General features: G+C 44.1%; 22 protein-coding genes. 13 read left to right on the forward strand and 9 right to left on the reverse strand.

What is annotated here, in order from left to right; all coding sequences use genetic code 11:
- The first annotated feature begins 67 nt into the window (after nt 1-67).
- Both AB1I50_RS01245 and AB1I50_RS01250 read left to right on the forward strand, forming a co-directional pair.
- The gene (locus AB1I50_RS01245; RefSeq protein ID WP_407724406.1) at nt 68-508 is read left to right on the forward strand and encodes a LytTR family DNA-binding domain-containing protein; all 441 of its coding nucleotides are present in this window, start codon (nt 68-70) and stop codon (nt 506-508) included.
- 10 nt (nt 509-518) lie between these two features.
- The gene (locus tag AB1I50_RS01250) at nt 519-971 is read left to right on the forward strand and encodes a DUF3021 domain-containing protein (RefSeq protein ID WP_407724407.1); all 453 of its coding nucleotides are present in this window, start codon (nt 519-521) and stop codon (nt 969-971) included.
- Nucleotides 972-1,087: 116 nt separating this feature from the next.
- On the opposite strand, the gene AB1I50_RS01255 is transcribed toward AB1I50_RS01250, so the two are convergent.
- The 5 genes from AB1I50_RS01255 to AB1I50_RS01275 all read right to left on the reverse strand — a co-directional run bounded on the left by AB1I50_RS01255 (nt 1,088) and on the right by AB1I50_RS01275 (nt 5,600).
- A complete protein-coding gene (locus AB1I50_RS01255) occupies nt 1,088-1,519 on the reverse strand; it encodes a hypothetical protein (protein ID WP_407724408.1) in 432 nt (143 codons plus the stop codon).
- Between the two features lies 1 nt (nt 1,520).
- A complete protein-coding gene (locus AB1I50_RS01260) occupies nt 1,521-1,964 on the reverse strand; it encodes a LytTR family DNA-binding domain-containing protein (RefSeq protein WP_407724409.1) in 444 nt (147 codons plus the stop codon).
- 1 nt (nt 1,965) lies between these two features.
- Entirely contained in the window at nt 1,966-3,312 is a 1,347-nt protein-coding gene (locus AB1I50_RS01265; protein ID WP_407724410.1) for an alpha/beta hydrolase family protein, read from the reverse strand.
- A 111-nt stretch (nt 3,313-3,423) separates the two neighbouring features.
- Nucleotides 3,424-5,382 (reverse strand): amidohydrolase family protein, encoded by a 1,959-nt coding sequence (locus AB1I50_RS01270; RefSeq protein ID WP_407724411.1) that lies wholly within the window; start codon nt 5,380-5,382, stop codon nt 3,424-3,426.
- Nucleotides 5,383-5,399: 17 nt separating this feature from the next.
- Nucleotides 5,400-5,600 carry an AbrB/MazE/SpoVT family DNA-binding domain-containing protein gene (locus tag AB1I50_RS01275; protein WP_407724412.1) on the reverse strand — a complete coding sequence of 67 codons (201 nt, stop codon included), beginning with the start codon at nt 5,598-5,600 and terminating at the stop codon, nt 5,400-5,402.
- A 254-nt stretch (nt 5,601-5,854) separates the two neighbouring features.
- On the opposite strand from AB1I50_RS01275, the gene AB1I50_RS01280 reads away from it, so the two are divergent.
- The 8 genes from AB1I50_RS01280 (at nt 5,855) to AB1I50_RS01315 (ending at nt 10,427) form a co-directional block, all read left to right on the forward strand.
- A complete protein-coding gene (locus tag AB1I50_RS01280) occupies nt 5,855-7,117 on the forward strand; it encodes a transposase (protein WP_407723105.1) in 1,263 nt (420 codons plus the stop codon).
- 74 nt (nt 7,118-7,191) lie between these two features.
- Complete coding sequence (locus AB1I50_RS01285) at nt 7,192-7,602, forward strand: helix-turn-helix domain-containing protein (RefSeq protein WP_407724413.1); 411 nt, start codon at nt 7,192-7,194, stop codon at nt 7,600-7,602.
- A 101-nt stretch (nt 7,603-7,703) separates the two neighbouring features.
- Entirely contained in the window at nt 7,704-8,639 is a 936-nt protein-coding gene (locus tag AB1I50_RS01290) for a ParM/StbA family protein (RefSeq protein ID WP_407724414.1), read from the forward strand.
- A gap of 1 nt (nt 8,640) precedes the next feature.
- Nucleotides 8,641-8,955, forward strand: a complete 315-nt coding sequence (locus AB1I50_RS01295; RefSeq protein ID WP_407724415.1) for a hypothetical protein — start codon at nt 8,641-8,643, stop codon at nt 8,953-8,955.
- Complete coding sequence (locus tag AB1I50_RS01300; RefSeq protein WP_407724416.1) at nt 8,948-9,097, forward strand: hypothetical protein; 150 nt, start codon at nt 8,948-8,950, stop codon at nt 9,095-9,097. Before AB1I50_RS01295 ends, AB1I50_RS01300 begins: the two co-directional genes overlap by 8 nt.
- 100 nt (nt 9,098-9,197) lie before the next feature.
- On the forward strand, nt 9,198-9,554 hold the full coding sequence (locus tag AB1I50_RS01305) for a plasmid mobilization protein (RefSeq protein ID WP_407724417.1): 357 nt from the start codon (nt 9,198-9,200) through the stop codon (nt 9,552-9,554).
- Nucleotides 9,515-9,928 carry a relaxase/mobilization nuclease domain-containing protein gene (locus AB1I50_RS01310; RefSeq protein WP_407724418.1) on the forward strand — a complete coding sequence of 138 codons (414 nt, stop codon included), beginning with the start codon at nt 9,515-9,517 and terminating at the stop codon, nt 9,926-9,928. The genes AB1I50_RS01305 and AB1I50_RS01310 overlap by 40 nt, the downstream gene beginning before the upstream one ends.
- A gap of 121 nt (nt 9,929-10,049) precedes the next feature.
- Nucleotides 10,050-10,427, forward strand: a complete 378-nt coding sequence (locus AB1I50_RS01315) for a TnpV protein (protein WP_407724419.1) — start codon at nt 10,050-10,052, stop codon at nt 10,425-10,427.
- Between the two features lie 40 nt (nt 10,428-10,467).
- Here AB1I50_RS01315 and AB1I50_RS01320 read toward each other — a convergent pair whose 3' ends face one another.
- The 4 genes from AB1I50_RS01320 to AB1I50_RS01335 are packed head-to-tail and all read right to left on the reverse strand — an operon-like array spanning nt 10,468 to nt 13,468.
- Nucleotides 10,468-11,493 (reverse strand): virulence RhuM family protein, encoded by a 1,026-nt coding sequence (locus AB1I50_RS01320; RefSeq protein WP_407724420.1) that lies wholly within the window; start codon nt 11,491-11,493, stop codon nt 10,468-10,470.
- A gap of 3 nt (nt 11,494-11,496) precedes the next feature.
- Nucleotides 11,497-12,411 carry a G protein-coupled receptor family protein gene (locus AB1I50_RS01325; protein ID WP_407724421.1) on the reverse strand — a complete coding sequence of 305 codons (915 nt, stop codon included), beginning with the start codon at nt 12,409-12,411 and terminating at the stop codon, nt 11,497-11,499.
- 7 nt (nt 12,412-12,418) lie between these two features.
- Nucleotides 12,419-12,691: a DUF6429 family protein gene (locus AB1I50_RS01330; protein WP_316638143.1), complete on the reverse strand. Its 273-nt coding sequence runs from the start codon at nt 12,689-12,691 to the stop codon at nt 12,419-12,421.
- A 60-nt stretch (nt 12,692-12,751) separates the two neighbouring features.
- The gene (locus tag AB1I50_RS01335) at nt 12,752-13,468 is read right to left on the reverse strand and encodes a hypothetical protein (protein WP_407724422.1); all 717 of its coding nucleotides are present in this window, start codon (nt 13,466-13,468) and stop codon (nt 12,752-12,754) included.
- A gap of 142 nt (nt 13,469-13,610) precedes the next feature.
- Between AB1I50_RS01335 and AB1I50_RS01340 the strand changes: the two genes are divergently transcribed.
- The 3 genes from AB1I50_RS01340 (at nt 13,611) to AB1I50_RS01350 (ending at nt 16,399) form a co-directional block, all read left to right on the forward strand.
- On the forward strand, nt 13,611-13,967 hold the full coding sequence (locus AB1I50_RS01340) for a cysteine-rich VLP protein (protein WP_407724423.1): 357 nt from the start codon (nt 13,611-13,613) through the stop codon (nt 13,965-13,967).
- Between the two features lie 148 nt (nt 13,968-14,115).
- Complete coding sequence (locus tag AB1I50_RS01345) at nt 14,116-14,328, forward strand: transposon-encoded TnpW family protein (protein WP_092979358.1); 213 nt, start codon at nt 14,116-14,118, stop codon at nt 14,326-14,328.
- A gap of 1 nt (nt 14,329) precedes the next feature.
- A complete protein-coding gene (locus tag AB1I50_RS01350) occupies nt 14,330-16,399 on the forward strand; it encodes a DUF4368 domain-containing protein (protein ID WP_407724424.1) in 2,070 nt (689 codons plus the stop codon).
- Nucleotides 16,400-16,445: the final 46 nt, after the last annotated feature.

The following is a 16,445-nucleotide window of genomic DNA, read 5'->3' on the forward strand; positions in this document are numbered from 1 at the left end:
TTATCGTAAAACGTTGGATTTGATTCTCCAAGTGTGATATACTGTTGTCAACAAAGGAGGAAAAACAATGCAGGTAGAAATCAAAATCGATGACAGCTGTATTGAGCCGAGAGTGATTATCATTACCGATAAGGTAAATGATGAAATCAACGACATACTCAATACGCTTTCGTCCAAAACGCCTGAGGTAATCACGGGCTTTTACAATGATTTGGCGGAAATCTTATCACCCGAGGACATTATCCGTATCTACGCGGCGGGCGGCAAGACCTTTGCTTCAGTCAACAAAAAAGAATACATCCTCAGGCAGAGATTATTCGAGCTTGAGGAACAGTTGACCAAGCACAACTTTGTGCGTATTTCCAACTCGGAAATCATCAATCTGAAAAAGGTACGCAACTTCGATCTGAGCTTATCAGGTACGATTTGCGTTACACTGTCTGACGGTACGGCAACATATGTTTCAAGACGCTATGTGTCAAAAATCAAACAGGTTTTAGGTTTATAGGAGGTAAATTATGAAAAAGAAAGTTATTTTGCGCAGCCTGATTGGTGCGCCCATCGGTTTAAGTATCAGCTTTATCATCACACTTATCATTTCGGTTATCATTAACAAGGGTGAGTATTATCCCGTTGTACCGCAGCTGACTGCTCTTTGCGGCAATGAACTGAACGCCGTCGTAATTCAGACGATATGCTCATTAATTTACGGAGCCGCGTTCGGAGGAGCATCGGTTATCTGGGAAATTGAAAACTGGAGCCTTCTGAAGCAGACAGTTATTCACTGCATTGTTATCTCCGTATCAATGCTGCCGATTGCTTACTGTATGTACTGGATGCCGCATAGCTTTTGGGGTATCGCGGGTTATATCGCAATTTTCTTCTTCATTTATTTCTTCATCTGGTTCAGCCAGTATTTCGCTATGAAGAAAAGAATTCAGGAGTTAAACGAGAAAGTAAAAGCAGACTAATTAAAAAACAGCCGTCAAACGGGATTAGCTCCTGCTTGGCGGCGTTTTTATTTCTAAACTAATATTTATATAATGGCAAATTGTCTCAATAATTCCTTATTTAATTAACGCGCTTATTATGTATTGAGGTTCTGAAGATTATGAAGCTGTTCGGTGAGCTTTTTGGATTGCTGAACCTTTTGCAGCCACATCATCACCATAGTTAGAACATATATGACAGCAATTACCGCGCCAAGTACAACATAAAACAACGGCTTCGCTATTCCTTCGGGCGCTGATATTAGAAACATTACTACCGCTTCAATCAATGCTAATTCTATGATTTGGCGTATAATATACTGTCCGGCAGTCGGCTCTTTTTTAAAGTACGTTACACAGGTCGGCAGCACACAGCACGCGGCGAGAATAACGGGACTGAGCAAATGATAATAGCGCAGTTCCTTATCGGGCTGATATATCGCGCCGAGAATAACCGTCGCTGTCAGAATCAGCGTTACCAGCGTGAAAAAAATCTGAACACGTGAGATGATAAACTCTTTAATTGTCATTTCATTTATCTCCTTTCAATGCCTTTTTGAGCTCCGGTACATATTTTCGGGTAATAATAACCTGCTCGCCCGAAAACAGCTCGGCTGTGAATCGACTGTTCAGTGCGGGTTTAATCGCGCTGACCTTCATCAGATTGAGCAAGGTGGATTTTGAAACTCGGAGGAAGCGCTTTTCTTTAAGTATTTCCTCCAGCTCATACAGCTTATGTCTTGTTTCGTACACCTTGTTTTTTGTGTAGATAAAGGTTTTGTTATCCACCGACTCAATAAAAAAAACATCAGATACGGCAATTTCATACTGCCTTTCGTCGGCGGTACCCGTCAGCTGCCCCTGTCTTGACTTGACAAAGGCTATTATCTCGCGCACCTCGTCGCTGATTCTGTAGCAGTGTATTTCTATATATTCGGGTTGGTCTTTGCCGATCTTTGTGATCCTTGTTTGCATATCAGTATTGCGGCTGAATATTCAATGCGCCGTTGCCTTTCAAATAATAATCGAACCAGTTGAGGACAACGCTGTTCAGCGTATTCATCATTTCCTCGTTGTCGCGTTCTCCGCTTCCGAGCATATTGCCGAGGAAGGGAGAAAACAGCGGAAGGTCAGTAAAGTCCATATGCTCTGCGTTTTCGAAGGTCACAATTCTGCCGACCTTCGCGTTGTTGATCATATTCTCATTGACATGATAGAATCCGCTTTCATCTGATTCTATCATATTATAATTGTTTTCGGTGAATAAAGCAAGCACGGGAACAGGATAGGACTCGGAATTATATGTGTATTCTCCGTTCATAACGCCGGTGATCTCACCCATCATCGTGCCGTCGATATCGATCACGGCGTCGATATCCGTTCTCTCTCTACCGAGAGCCACTGCCGACGCGCCGCCGAGGGAATGTCCTGTCAAGCCGATTTTATCGATATCGATCCTGTTGATAACGCTGAGAACAGTATCTGCGTCAGAGGTATGCCATGCGGTTGAGAGTGTGCCGCTGTTATTTGCCTCTTTAATGGTATCCAGCACAAAGTTCTCATCGTCGACTCTGACCTTCAGCCAAGCCTGGGAATCCGTCATCAGTTCCTCTTTGCTGACAGCATCGTCATCTCTTGTGACCTCATAGATAAACTCCTCGTCAACGGTGACCATTTTCCCGTCGGTATCCTTCGTGAAAAAGGAGTGGTGCGGATGATCGAGCGCGACAACAATATAGCCGTTGCTTGCAAGCTCCTCATAGGTGGAGAAGTTACTCTGATAGTAGCCAAACGCGCCGTGCGAAAAGATGACGAGCGGATATTCGCCCTCGGCGTTTTCGGGGTAGTAGAAGTGCGCGGGAACCTCTCTGAACGAGCCGTCGCTTTCGAATTCGTCGACTCTGCTTTCATCCACAAGGATGGCGCTTGTCTCATTCACCTGATACTCGCCTGTGGTCGGGAGACCGTTGTAGTTGGTGAAGATGAACGCTGGAACGAGCGAGAAGGCGATCAGAACCACAGATAACACGCAGCTAATAACCGTTACAGGCTTTTTTCTCAGTCCGTTGGATTTCTTCCTCATGACCAGCCAAACGATACCCGCGATCAGCAGGCGAACAGCTAAGACGATCAGTGCTCCGAAAAAACGCCACTTTAAATTGGTAGTCGGAACCAAAACCATTCCGAGCAGTAAAACCACCTCGGCAGCTCTGATGATAGCGCGGTTTTTCCGCCACGAGGCTTTTTCTCTGAATTTTGTAAAGGTCAAAACGACCAGTCCGATTTCTGCCAGTGTGAATAAGATGAAAAAGAAAATGCCCATAATCAATCTTCCTTTCGGTTTTGTTATGGGCATATTATAGTTTATTATTATATTTTTGAAAATAGATTTTGCGGTAAGTTGCAAAAATCGGCGGTAAGATGCAGAACGGTATTATTGTTTATAGGTCAATTCCTTTAACTGCCATTCCGGTTTTTCTTTATTTCCTTTTTTAACACCGCTTTGAACTAACTGCCCGGTTGCAGTATCAACCCAGAATAGCCCCGTCCAAGCCCAAGAGAACATTGTGAGCACCATGCTGATTTTGATGCAGGAATAGGTTTTGTCATCAATACTAACTTCATCAGTACCGATTTTCTTGGCTGCGAATTCACCGAGCGACATTGCACCGCGGTTATCGCCTGTGCCAATCGGATAGAATAGGATCTCGTCAAGCTTCGAATGAGCAAAAGCAGGTAAGCACATATCCATCATTTGATACCACAGACCATCGCCGATCTGGAAGCTCTTGTCCTGCGGCTTGCCCTTAAAGCTGCCCTTCATATTTATCACGCCGTTTTCCTTGACCGCGTTTATCTCGGTGTTGTCGGACGGACGGCTGTATGCCCATTTTGTCGCGGAAAGGCTGCGCTCAAGGGTAAATTCCTCCTCCGCCCACTTTTCACCGTTCTTATAGATGGTCTGAGTGATGACCTGCTCGCTTTCGTAACGGTCATAATTGATTACACGGCGCTGCTTGCCGTCCGTGCTGACATACTCGGCGGAAACCAAGCCCTCGGGGTAGGTATAGTCGGGTATATCAAAGGACTGGATTGGCTTCTGAGAATAAGCTACCTTACCTTTTAAGAACACTCTGTCGATAAACTGAATGTTAGATATGTTCTCGGCAGGGTTCTTGTCAAGCAGAATTAAATCCGCTTCTATACCTACCTTTATCTGTCCTTTTCTGTCGGCGATGCCCAAATGCTCTGCGCCATTTTTGGTGGCAAGCACGATAGCCTGCATAGGCGTCAGCCCCGCTTCGACATAGTAAGCAAGCTCCTTGTGCTCAACCTCGCCTGTCATCTGCTCAAACATATTATCTGTACCCATTGCAATCGGAATACCCGCGTTGTACAGCACCTTGAGATTGTGTATGCTGTGTTCCATTCTCGTCGGGTCTTTTTCGTATGTCATGGCGTTGACGGTCGGAACAAAGTGCGTGCCTGTTTTTTTCCAAAGAGTGATGATTGGGTCATCGGGTTCAATATCTCTGTCAAGAATGCCGTGTTCTATGCCGTATATGCCCGCTTCAAGCAGTTCCTTTACGTCGTCATAATAAAAAACGTGAGCGGTAGAGTTCAGTCCATTTTCCTTACCCTCGCGGATAATCTGCTTCATCAGCTCCTTGTCTATCTTCTGAATGGTCAGCTTATTATCAAAATACCAGTAGTCGCCGCCCTGATAGGTGAATTTCAAAAAATCAACACCCGCTTCTTTGAGCTCTTTAATTCCCGCGGAAACCTGTTCGGGAGTATTGACCTCAATCGCCATCTCAGACCTTGCCCATTCGCTGTTGGAGCCGAGAGTATTGGCAGGATGCCCGTCGGGAGCCGTAAAGTTCGGACCGACTATCAGCAGTTCGGGACCCTGAATTTCTCCCGATCTGATTTTATCACGGAGCTTATAGATAAAATGCTTCGGCGCGTCTAAATCCTTGATAGTTGTAATGCCATACGGCAGCACATTCTCATTGAAAATCTGCGGCATTTTTTCGCCCAGAAAAACGTCGCTTTCCTCTTCATTGTGACAGGAAAAGCCGCCTTGAATATGAATATGGCTGTCAATCAGACCGGGCATGAGCGTTTTGCCCGCGCCGTCAATCATTTGCACGTTCTTCTTTTGAATAGGCTGTGCGGATATTTCAGCAATCAAGCCGTTTTTTATGTAGACGTTCTGATGCTCCTGCTCTGTACCGTCGCCGACGATGACGTGAACGTCATTGATGATATACTCGTCCTTTTTGTTCTTTTTGGGACGGGTTAGGAATTTGATCAATAAAAAAACGATAATACCGGTTCCGAGAACCATTTGAATAAATCCGATAAGCGGAATACCTAATATACTTGGCATGACATTTCACTCCTTATTTATTTGCCGAAAATTTTTCCGAAGAAATCGGAGAATTGATTTTTGGGCGGTATCGCCATTCCCTGATCCTTGTCACCTAAAATAATCAAGGTATCACCGGGTTTGATGTCAAAAACATCTCTCGCTTCCTTTGGAAGAACAATCTGTCCTTTTGTGCCGACGGTAACCGTCCACGCGTACTTGCCCTCGGGCTTAGTCACAATACCACTCCTTTTGAAAAGTATGTTTTGTTAAACTTAACATACTTATGATAACAGAGAAATCTTTATTTGTCAAGGGCTCTTAAGATTTAAGTTTCCCCAAAACGCAATCGTGAATGTTGAAAAAATGGCGTGGTTAAGGGAAAACTCGGCAATAAAAAAATGAAAATCTGGTAAAAAAAGAAGTGCAATAGCGCTCGAAAAATGGTATAATTAAATTGGAACAAAACCATACCAAAGGAGCGTATTGCACTATGTTGAATTATAACACACTCAACGGTAATTTGAAAAGGGGTATTTTGAATTATTCTCAAAAAATTTCAAAAGGCTTGAACCGTCCTGATAAGAAATTCGTAACAGATATGTTGTACGGAACGCTTGCCTCGGGAAGCTGTATGCTGTCTGAAATCAGCCGCAGCCTGCATGAAAACATCAAGCTGATCAAAACAGTCAACAGATTGTCGAGAAATCTTGCGGATTTTGAAGCAGCAGACGCCGAAACCGTGCGTGAAAACTATCTCAAAGCAATCAAACGCCGGTATAATGATGACAGCTTGATAATTGTCGATGGTTCCGACATCACCAAGCCCGCCAGCAAACACCTTGAAAAGCTCTGCGAGGTACGCGACGGCAGCACAGGTGAGATCGGGATCGGTTACCATACTATCGGCGCAGCGGTTCTCTCAAGCGAAAACAAGCTGCCCTTCGGTATATACAGCCGTATCTACTCAACCAAGGATGAAGACTTTGTCAGCGAAATCGAGGAATATCTTGATTGCTTTGAATATATCAGCAGACACTTTTCCAAAGACAATGTCAGGACGATGGACAGAGGCTTTGACAACAACAAATACTACCGTTACTTTATCAGAAACAACGAAAAGTTCATTATCAGAGCCAAAAAGAACCGTAATGTTATCTATAATGGAAAAACCGAAAACATCATGTCTGTCGCCAATCGCTTCAAGGGTAAATACAGCCTGAGATTCAAGAACAAAAGCGGCAAACAAGTAGACGTCAAAATCAGTATTATTTCGATTCAACTGCCTAAATACAAAAATGTTGAATTACAATTAGTGGTTGTATACGGTTTCGGCGAGGGACCAATGCTGTTGATCACCAATCTGTCATCGGACGATAAACGAATCGGGATTTCGGTTTGCAAGGCGTATTTGATGCGCTGGAGAATCGAGGAATACTTCAAATTCAAAAAGCAAAAATTCGATTACGAGAATCTGAGGGTGCGTTCTCTGCAATCTATCCGTACTCTCGATTTGCTTCTGACGCTTGCCATCGGTTATATTTCCATGCTGTCCGACAAGCCGTTCTTTACCCGTATGCGCTTTGAGATCATCGAGGTTTCAAAGCGTCTGTTCGGAGCGCCTGATTTCGTCTATTACGCCATCGCAGACGGTATCTATGAAACCTTGAAGTACGTCAAGTCGGGGCTGAAGCGCCTGCTCGCTATTCCCACGCCTTCACCTCAGCTTTTGCTCGCAGGTTTTGGGGAAACTTAAAAATCGACTACGATTTACCCTACACGCCGTGGGCAGTCTATCAGTTCGGATATATTCAGACCTTACCGATTGTTATGGAAAAGCATAATCTGTTAGAAATAATGGATTATGTCAAAAAGCACCGCTGCTTTGAGGACTTTGAAGAAAAGGTTGACAGCAAACAAAAGCTCGCTTTTGAAACGCAATGGCGACACGAGCAAACAAAACACCCTCAAATCTCACTGGAAGAATACAGTGAAAAGAATGATATTTTCAATGCTTCTGACGTTGAGGAACAGGTAGTATCCAAAGAAACCATAAACGAGTTCACGGCGACGCTTGATGATACCGACAAGCGAATCCTTGAACTCCGTATGGAGGGACGCACCTACGAGGAGATTGCAAAGGAGCTCGGTTACAAGACCCCCAGCGCTGTTCAAAAGCGAATCAAAAAAATCGGTACGGCGTTCCAGAAACACGCTGATACCGACATAGGCTACGATTAGCACCTGCTGAAAAGCGGGTGCTTTTTTGTACCCGTTTTTATTATTTGATAACTGCCCCCCACTTTTCAGGGCAGTTACATTCTTTCAGGAGGTATTTTATTATGAAAAGTTTTAAAGACAAAGTTATTATTGGTATTGATCACGGTTACGGAAACATTAAGACCGCTAACCATTGTTTCCCGACAGGCATCACAGCCCACGACAGCGAGCCGCTGTTCACAAAGGATATGCTTGTCTATAACGGCAAGTATTATCTGATCGGCGAAGGACACAAGGAGTTTCTGCCCGAAAAGCAGACTGACGAGGATTACTACGTTCTCACCCTTGCGGCTATTGCAACCGAGCTTTCAGATTCTAACCTGAACGAAGCTGACGTGATCATCGCCGCAGGACTTCCGCTGACTTGGACAAGCGGACAGAAAGCGGATTTTGCCGCATATCTGTCAAAAAACAAAGAGGTAGCGTTTGCTTTTCGGAATGTAGATTATCATATCCGAATCTGTGATGTGAAAATCTATCCGCAGGGGTATTCTGCGGTCGTGCCTATCAAGTCTACGCTCAAAGGATTGAGTATGGTAGCGGATATCGGCAACGGAACGATGAACACACTTTATCTTGTCAACGGCAAACCGCAAAGCGGTAAAATGTTCACCGAGAAGTTCGGCACTTATCAATGCACCCTCGCTATTCGTGAAGGCTTTATGCGTAAGACACGCAGAGAGCTGAACGATTATCTTATCGACGAGGTGTTGCAGACAGGCACGGCAGATATTCCCGCTTCCGACTTGGAGATCATTTCCGCAATTGCGGAGGAATATGTCGCCGAGATTTTCCGCCGCCTGCGTGAACACGGCTATGATGAAAGCACGATGAAGCTATACGTCTGCGGCGGTGGCGGCTGCTTGATCAAGAATTTCTATCACGGTAATTTTGACCGTGTAAAATTCATCGATGATATCTGCGCCGCCGCCAAAGGTTATGAATATCTCGCAGACGTTTATTTGAGAGCCGAGGCGAAGAATGAAGGACGTGTATAAAATGACAGTGCGTTTTGATTTGACCGACGCTCGAGAGCGTGCTCTCGCAGAATATATGCAGACGCTTGACGTAAAGAAGTATCAATCCCGCAATCAGTTTGTGTTAGATGCGATCGCAGATTATGTAGATTTACAATCAATCACCCGTGAACAGCACGAGGATGATATCCGAAGTATCATTCGTGAGGAAATGCGGGCTTGCTTTGCCGAAGCAAACTTTGCCCCGCAGCCTATGGCAAACACTTCGGCACTGACCGCAGAACAACAGGAAGAAGCCGAACAGGATATTCTGGACGACCTTAAACTGTTTGATTGACGGCACGATGACGGCAAATTTCAAGACCGATATTAAAATTGACGGCAAAATGCCGTCATATCAAGACAGTATTACAATCAACAGCATAAGGCACAGCAGAACGGTTGGAATTAATACTCCGTGGCTGTGTCTTATACTGTAGCAAGCAGGGAATTTGTACGGCAAATTCCAGATACAACAGCCCTCAAAGCTGTTGTAAATCTTTAGGGACGCCCTAACACCCGAAGAAAGAAGGTATATTATTGAACGATAAGAATGCAAGAATCGAGCTGCGTGTTACGCAGTCCGAGAAAAAGAAGATAGCCCGGCTCGCCGAGAGCTGTGGTTTATCACAATCCGAATATGTCAGACAAAGGACATTGGGTTATGCGCCGAGAACGGTGCTGCCTGATGTCTTTTTTCAATTCTACCAAACGCTATGCCGCTTGTGTGACGAGGTTGCCGATAAGGTATCACCGGATACCGAGCGTAGCTTGCTTGAAGCAGTTGATGAAATCCAACGGCAGCTTTTGTTGCCCGAAAAATCTACCGCCAAGCAAATCTGTAAGGAGGTAACGACGTGGCAACAACAGGCTTCTGGCCCGTCAAGGGACGGCTAAAGGATGTTATCAATTACGCTGAAAATCCCGATAAAACTATCGAGCGCAAATATCTTGATGATGACTTAGCCGCCACTCTCAATTACGTTGAGAACAGCGATAAGACAGATCAAAAGATGTATGTCAGCGGAATCAACTGTCCGAAGAAGCGAGCCTATGAGCAGATGATGACCACCAAGCGACGTTACGGTAAGCTCGGCGGTAATGTTGCGTATCACGGTTATCAAAGCTTTCAGGCTGGAGAAGTCACACCCGAAGAAGCGCACCGTATTGGCATTGAAACCGCCAAGCGTATGTGGGGCGATGATTATGAGATAGTCGTCACAACGCATCTGAATACGGCAAATCTACAAGAGCTATTATGTAAAGGGTAGTTTCTACTACCTTAGTACATATGACTGCGGCTCATTTGTGGTAAATTGAAAAGCAGTTATAGGAAAGGAGAATAATCTGTCATCCGAACTGTAAAAAACATCGCTACGAAAGGAGCCTATTATGAAACAGAAAACTATTTTTGAACAGCTTGGCGGTACTTACATCCAAAAGGGAGACTACTTGCTCCCAAATCTGAAAATGCCGAAACAGCCGGAGTATAACATCGGTGTATGGGGACAGCGCCGCAGGCGTTATCTCAAAAAGCATCGTCCAATTCTCTATACCAACTTGCTTACATCTTGCAAGCTGTCCGAACATTTAGCGGAAATTGATGAAGAATGTAACGAGCGAATGGAAAGCCTTGTAAAAGCTATGGCTAATCAGGAAGGAGTTACCGAAGCACTCAAAGCTGCCGATCAAATGGCGTGGGTACGGCGTATGAATAATATCCGCAACCGTGCCAAAGAAATCGTATTGAATGAAATTGTATATGTATAAGGAAAGCCCGCTATCAGCATAATCGCTGACAGCGGGTTTCTCATTGGTCGCTATTTTCTGTTTCTGACATCAATCTGTCAAAATCACTTTGATATAAACGGTCTTGTATAACACGGTATTTCTCAAATTCACTTTCTGCAAAAGCTTTGGCAATAGCGGCGGTAACTTTACCTTTGTCCTCTAAAATCTCAGCGTCGTTGAATTGCAGAAAAGCATCCAGCTTTGAAGCCCAATCCTCCATCGTCATCGGAATGTGTCTGCGAGCCTGTCGGGTAGCGTAGTCAAGATACATTGTGACGATTTCATTAAGCTCCTGCATTTCATCGTGCGATAAATAATTCTTCGCAATCGATACATCCGCCTTGACGATTTTTCCTTTGGGAGCGTTCTTCCAAGTGGTCAATCCCATATGCTTCTTTGTGTGATCGGCTCTGCCAACGATTACCTCCGCCGCAGTATTACCGTGAACAGCATAGTGCATTTTGTTCTGCACCGTTGCAAAGAAATCCTTTGTAATCTGACTGTCTAAGGAGTAATCAACAGCAGTAGCGTAAATATCGGTGATTTTTTGATAAAACCGTCTTTCGCTTGCTCTGATCTCCTGAATTTCAGAAATCAGGTGGTCAAAGTAATCCTCGTCAAATATCTGTCCGTTGATTAACCTGTCTTTATCAAGAACATATCCCTGTCTGGTGAAGGTATCAAGTATTTTTGTCGCCCATTGACGGAACTGAGTTGCCCGTTCGGAATTGGTGCGATACCCAACGGCGATGATTGCCGGTAAAGAGTAAAACTTATATTGATAGGTTTTACCGTTGTCGGCAACTTGTGCAAATTTTGCATAAGTTGAATTTTCGTCTAATTCCCCGCTTTCATAAATGTTCTTTAAATGCTTATTTACAACGCTTCTATCAATATCAAACAATTCAGAAATCGCCTTTTGTGTCAGCCAAACAGTACCGTTTTGCACACGGACTTCGATTCCTTCCTCGTGAGCGTCTTTTGTGAATACGAGAAAGTCAACTGTGCTATTACGGATTTGTATCTTCTTATCATTTTGCTTCATATCTTATTCCTCAGTTTCATCTGTTTTGTTTTTCGCCCTATTCTTATACACGTTATACTGATTCTTGCATCGTGGGCTGCAAAACACAGCGCTTGGTCGGCTTGCCACAAAGAATTTGGAACATTTCTTGCATACCCTTATGGGATTGTTTTTGTCGGTCAGCATAAAGGATAACATCATTTGAATACCGAGCAGGAGCGAATGGAAATCCCATACGAGCGTCGGTTGTTCAAGCAGCTCAATGTGATAGCTCGGAGCGTTGCCATCAAATGCACGGATACTCTGCCGCATAAGCTGTTTGTAGTCATCGTCCAGTTTATCATAGTCGTTGTAATAAAGGAACACCGTCGTAGCGTTAAATGCCCAATCGGTAAACACCTGCTTCATCCACTCATAGCTCTCGGCATACTGACGCTGAAAGCTCATATTGACCGCCATAGGTCTGTCACTCATTGTCATAGCGAGCGCCATCATCATATTGTCGCCTTCGATATTCCATAAGGATTCCACGCTGCGTTTTACTACATCAAGTTTGTCAAATGGGAAAAATAAAGCAAGGTATTCCTCGGTTGACATCGTTTCCTTTTTGATAAAACGGTTTTTCGGCAAATACACCGCTTCATAGTCCATAAAAGAAGGTGTGGTCGGCAACGCTGTCATCAATCCGAACAGCCCATACTTTTCCGCAAAGTCTTTTATTTCGGATTGTATTTCTGTATCGTCCTGCTCCTGTTTCATACCCAAGCGTCCGATATACAGAGCGTCCAAAACTAACTGCTGATATTCTTTCAGCGGATCATATATTGCGGGCTGAGCGTCAGCACAGGCTGTCAAATACAGCTTGCCGTTCTCGTCTTGTTTCCACTCATATTCGCTGTACCTTACCCAAGTTGAATTGGAATGGTTAAACATTTTCATAATAATATCAGTCCCAATCTTTTATCCCGTATTTTTCTAAAAGCTCTTTGGCATAGTCGATTCCTGTTTCTGTCAAATAAACAGATTTTCTTCGGGAAGGGCGTTCTCCCTGACGGATATAATCTTTATCGTCTAAGCTGTTAAGAATATCGAAATCGTAACCTTTCCAAGCGTAAAAATCTTTGCCGTCGGAAAATCTGCTGCCCTCCGTAAAACGTGAAAGGTACAATAATATCATCGTTAATTCATTCTGTGCTTTTTCAGCTATAATCTTATCCATTATATTCACCTCGTCATTATGCTATGTAATCTAAAAATACAATAATATATTACCATTATACTAACTGCTCTTGCTATCGTCAAGGGCTTTTTCTATTAACTGCTTTTCTTCCATCGTGAGAGGATAACCTTTTTCTTTGCGGTTCAATAACACTTTTAGTAATGCATTATGTATCTTCTTCAAGGCGGTTGCTCTGACCTTGCGGATATTTCTGTCGGATTGTTCTCTAATTTCGCTGAGAGCCTTTGTGCTCATATTTCTCACTATGGTATTAAAGATGATCTCCTTATGATCGTCGGATAACTTGTATAATATCTTTGACAAATCACCATCCGTCACCAATTCGTTCAGTTCAAACGGACAATGAAAGATGACGTCGATGTAATCGCCCTTGCGAATTTGCTTTATCAGGACATCGTTTACATCGTAAGGAATAACCTCGCCGTCAAGCGCAGCACCGTAATCGAGAGGAATATCTAAACCGCTTCGCCTTATTTCGTGATAACGCTCCCTGCGCTCACGGTTACTGTCAAGCCTGTTCCACCAAACGATTACATTTTTGAAGTCATCGGCTGTTCTTGCGGCATTCTCTATTCGTGAGAGCGCTTCACGCTCCAATTCCCGTTTCAGTCTTTTCGTTTCGGGTGGCTCGTTGATCTGCGGCGGTTCTTCGTCACGTTCAAGCTGTACTTCCAATTCAGCTTGATGTTCGTCGGCTAACGCCTCGGCGAACTGTTCTTCTTCCTGTTCCGACAAAATATCCTCGTAATCATCCACCACAAATCACCTCCCGCAAAATTTATTTAAAATTTTTCTAAAAACAGTTCCGCAAACCGTACCGAATTTCTCCTATATATGGAGGGGTAATCTGTTTTCTTTATTTCAGATTACTTCTATCAATAAAAAAGGAGGAAACGCTATGGCAGAATTATCAAACAGCGAGAAGAAACGAATCAAAAAACACGTTACCAACTGTTGTGCCAACTACAGTAAAGAATATGGCCGCTTACCGCTTGAAACAGAGTGCTATATGTTCAGCGTAGGCTTTACCAACAGCAAATTGTGCAAGTATTACGAGCAAGCTGTATTACCTACCGACGCCGAGTTGTTCGCCCTATTCAAAGGCGTACCCACAAAGAAGTGTCGGCAATGCGGCAAGCTCTTTGCTTCTGTTGGACGAAAGGCGTATTGTTCAGAGCAATGTGCCACAGAAGCTCGCCGTCATCAAACGGCAGAACGTGTGAGAAAGCACCGAGCGAATAAAGCTGAAATGTAACGCTTTTGCTCTCTGAAAGCCACTGTTTAAGCGGCTTTTGGGGAGCATTTTTGCGTAGGTAAGGTGCTTTTATCAATGTTTCAGTTTAGGGGTTACAGATTAAGGAACTGACTGACCTTTATTATACACAAATCAATTACAAAATTCAATGGGAGGTAATATATTGACCAACAACTATACAACGATGATTCGCCGTATCGGCTCTACAACCTATAAGGTTAAAGTGTATTTCAAAGAGAACGGCGAAACAATGGAAGATAAAATTTTGCGAATTGTTCGCAATGAAACCTTTAAAAATGACGAGGCTTGTGGTATAATCAATTTACCACAAATGAGCCGACAGTCTGAAAGGAGCGCCTGATATGGCAGCAAAACAGACTGAAGGAAAAATAACGGCACTGTATGAGAGACTGTCCCGTGACGATGAACTCGCCGGGGACAGCAACTCCATCATCAATCAAAAATCATACCTCGAAAGCAGCGCAAGGCAAAGAGGCTATGAAAACTTCGTCCACTATACCGACGACGGTTATTCGGGCGGTAACTTTGACCGTCCTGCTTGGAAACGGCTGATTGCGGATATTGAATCAGGCAAGGTTGCGCACGTTCTTGTCAAAGATATGTCCCGAATCGGCAGAGATTATTTGCAGACCGGCTATTACACCGAGGTACTGTTCCGTCAATACCACGTCCATTTTGTCGCTATCGCCAACAGCGTAGACAGCGATGATCAGAACAGCAATGAGTTTGCGCCGTTCCTCAATGTGATGAACGAGTGGTATCTGCGCGATCTAAGCCGTAAGCAGAAAACGGCAATCCGTGTGAAAGGTGAATCGGGCAAGCCGACATCCAACAGCGCAATTTACGGTTACAGGAAAGACCCTAACGATAAATACCATTGGCTGATTGACGAGGAAGCCGCCGAGGTTGTCCGCCGTATCTTTCGGTTGACGATTGACGGACACGGACCGTATGAGATCGCTCGTATTCTTTTTGACGACAAGGTTGAAACGCCCGCCGTTTATTTTGCCAAAAGAGGAATCGGTATATGGAAAAGTAAAGAGGAATTTACGCACCCATATAGTTGGAGCGGTTATATCGTCGGAAATATTATAGCCAAGCAGGAATATTGCGGCGATACCGTCAACTTCCGTTCTCATAAGGAATCCTACAAAGACAAAAGCCCTGTCAAGAATCCAAAAGAGGATTGGCTGATTTTCAAGGACACCCACGAAGCAATCGTTGACCGTGAAACGTGGGAGCTTGCGCAGAAGCTGCGGAAAACGCCGAAACGTATTGATACTTTTGGTGTTGCGAATCCGTTTACTGGTCTTGTTTATTGTGCCGACTGCGGAGCGAAGATGTTTAATCACCGCTCCAGAGGCAACAAGGAGAAAGGGAACTATCCGGCTGATTTCTTTGACTGCTCTGCATACACCTTGGGACATCAAAGGTACGTCAAAGAATGCAAAAGCCACTATATAAGGTCGGCGGTATTGCGAACGCTGGTGCTTGAAACAATCAAGGCGGCGTGTGAATCGGTCATTGCCGATAAAGATGAGTTTTTTAACAAGCTGCGTTCTGAATCTCAGCTTCGTCAAAAAGAAGCGGTTAAGGAATCGAAACGCAAGCTGAACAAAAGCCGCAGGAGAATCAACGAGCTTGACGGTATCATCAAGAAGCTGTACGAATCCTACGCTATTGGAAAAATCACCGAAGAGCGCTTTGACAGCCTGCTTGCGGAATATGAAGCGGAGCAAAAAGAGTTGACCGCTTTTGTATCAGAAGCCGAGCAACAGTTATCAGACTATGAAGAAGATTCTGCCCGTGCTGAACAGTTTCTTGCTTTGGCGAAAAAATATACAGACTTTTCTGAGTTGACTACACCGATGATTAACGAGTTTGTCGATAAAATCATTGTACACGCTCCCGAAAAGGCTGATGGCGACCGTGTGCAGGAGGTAGAGATTTATCTTAATTTCATTGGCAAGTTTGATTTGCCGGAGCCTGAATTGACAGCGGAGGAAATCAAGCGTCAGGAACAGTTGAAGCGTCACCGTATCTTGAGCCGTGAACGCTATCAGTTGATGAAAGCGGGCAAGCATAAAGTAGGACAGCCTTTTACCCTCAAATGTAAATGTTGTGGCAATTCATTTGAATCCAAGATGTCTAATACGCTATTCTGCTCTCCAAAATGTCGAGCGAAATATTATCGTCGGCAAGAATCGGAAAAGCGGAAGCGTGAAATAGTTTGCAATTACTGCGGTAAAACATTCGTTGCTACAAGAAGTGATGTCAAGTATTGCTGCAAGGAATGCAAAGAAGAAGCAAATCGTATCATGCGAAAAGAACGCTACGAGATGAAGAAACAACAAAAGTTGAATCAAAACACTTCCGAAACGGTGTTCAGCGAAGAAAAGAAAACAGCATAATCAATTAACGCTTCGGCGGCTTGTGAGAGCAATTTCACAAGCCGCC

Source organism: Ruminococcus sp. NATIVEDY161, assembly GCF_045819895.1.
GTDB lineage: Bacteria > Bacillota > Clostridia > Oscillospirales > Acutalibacteraceae > Ruminococcoides.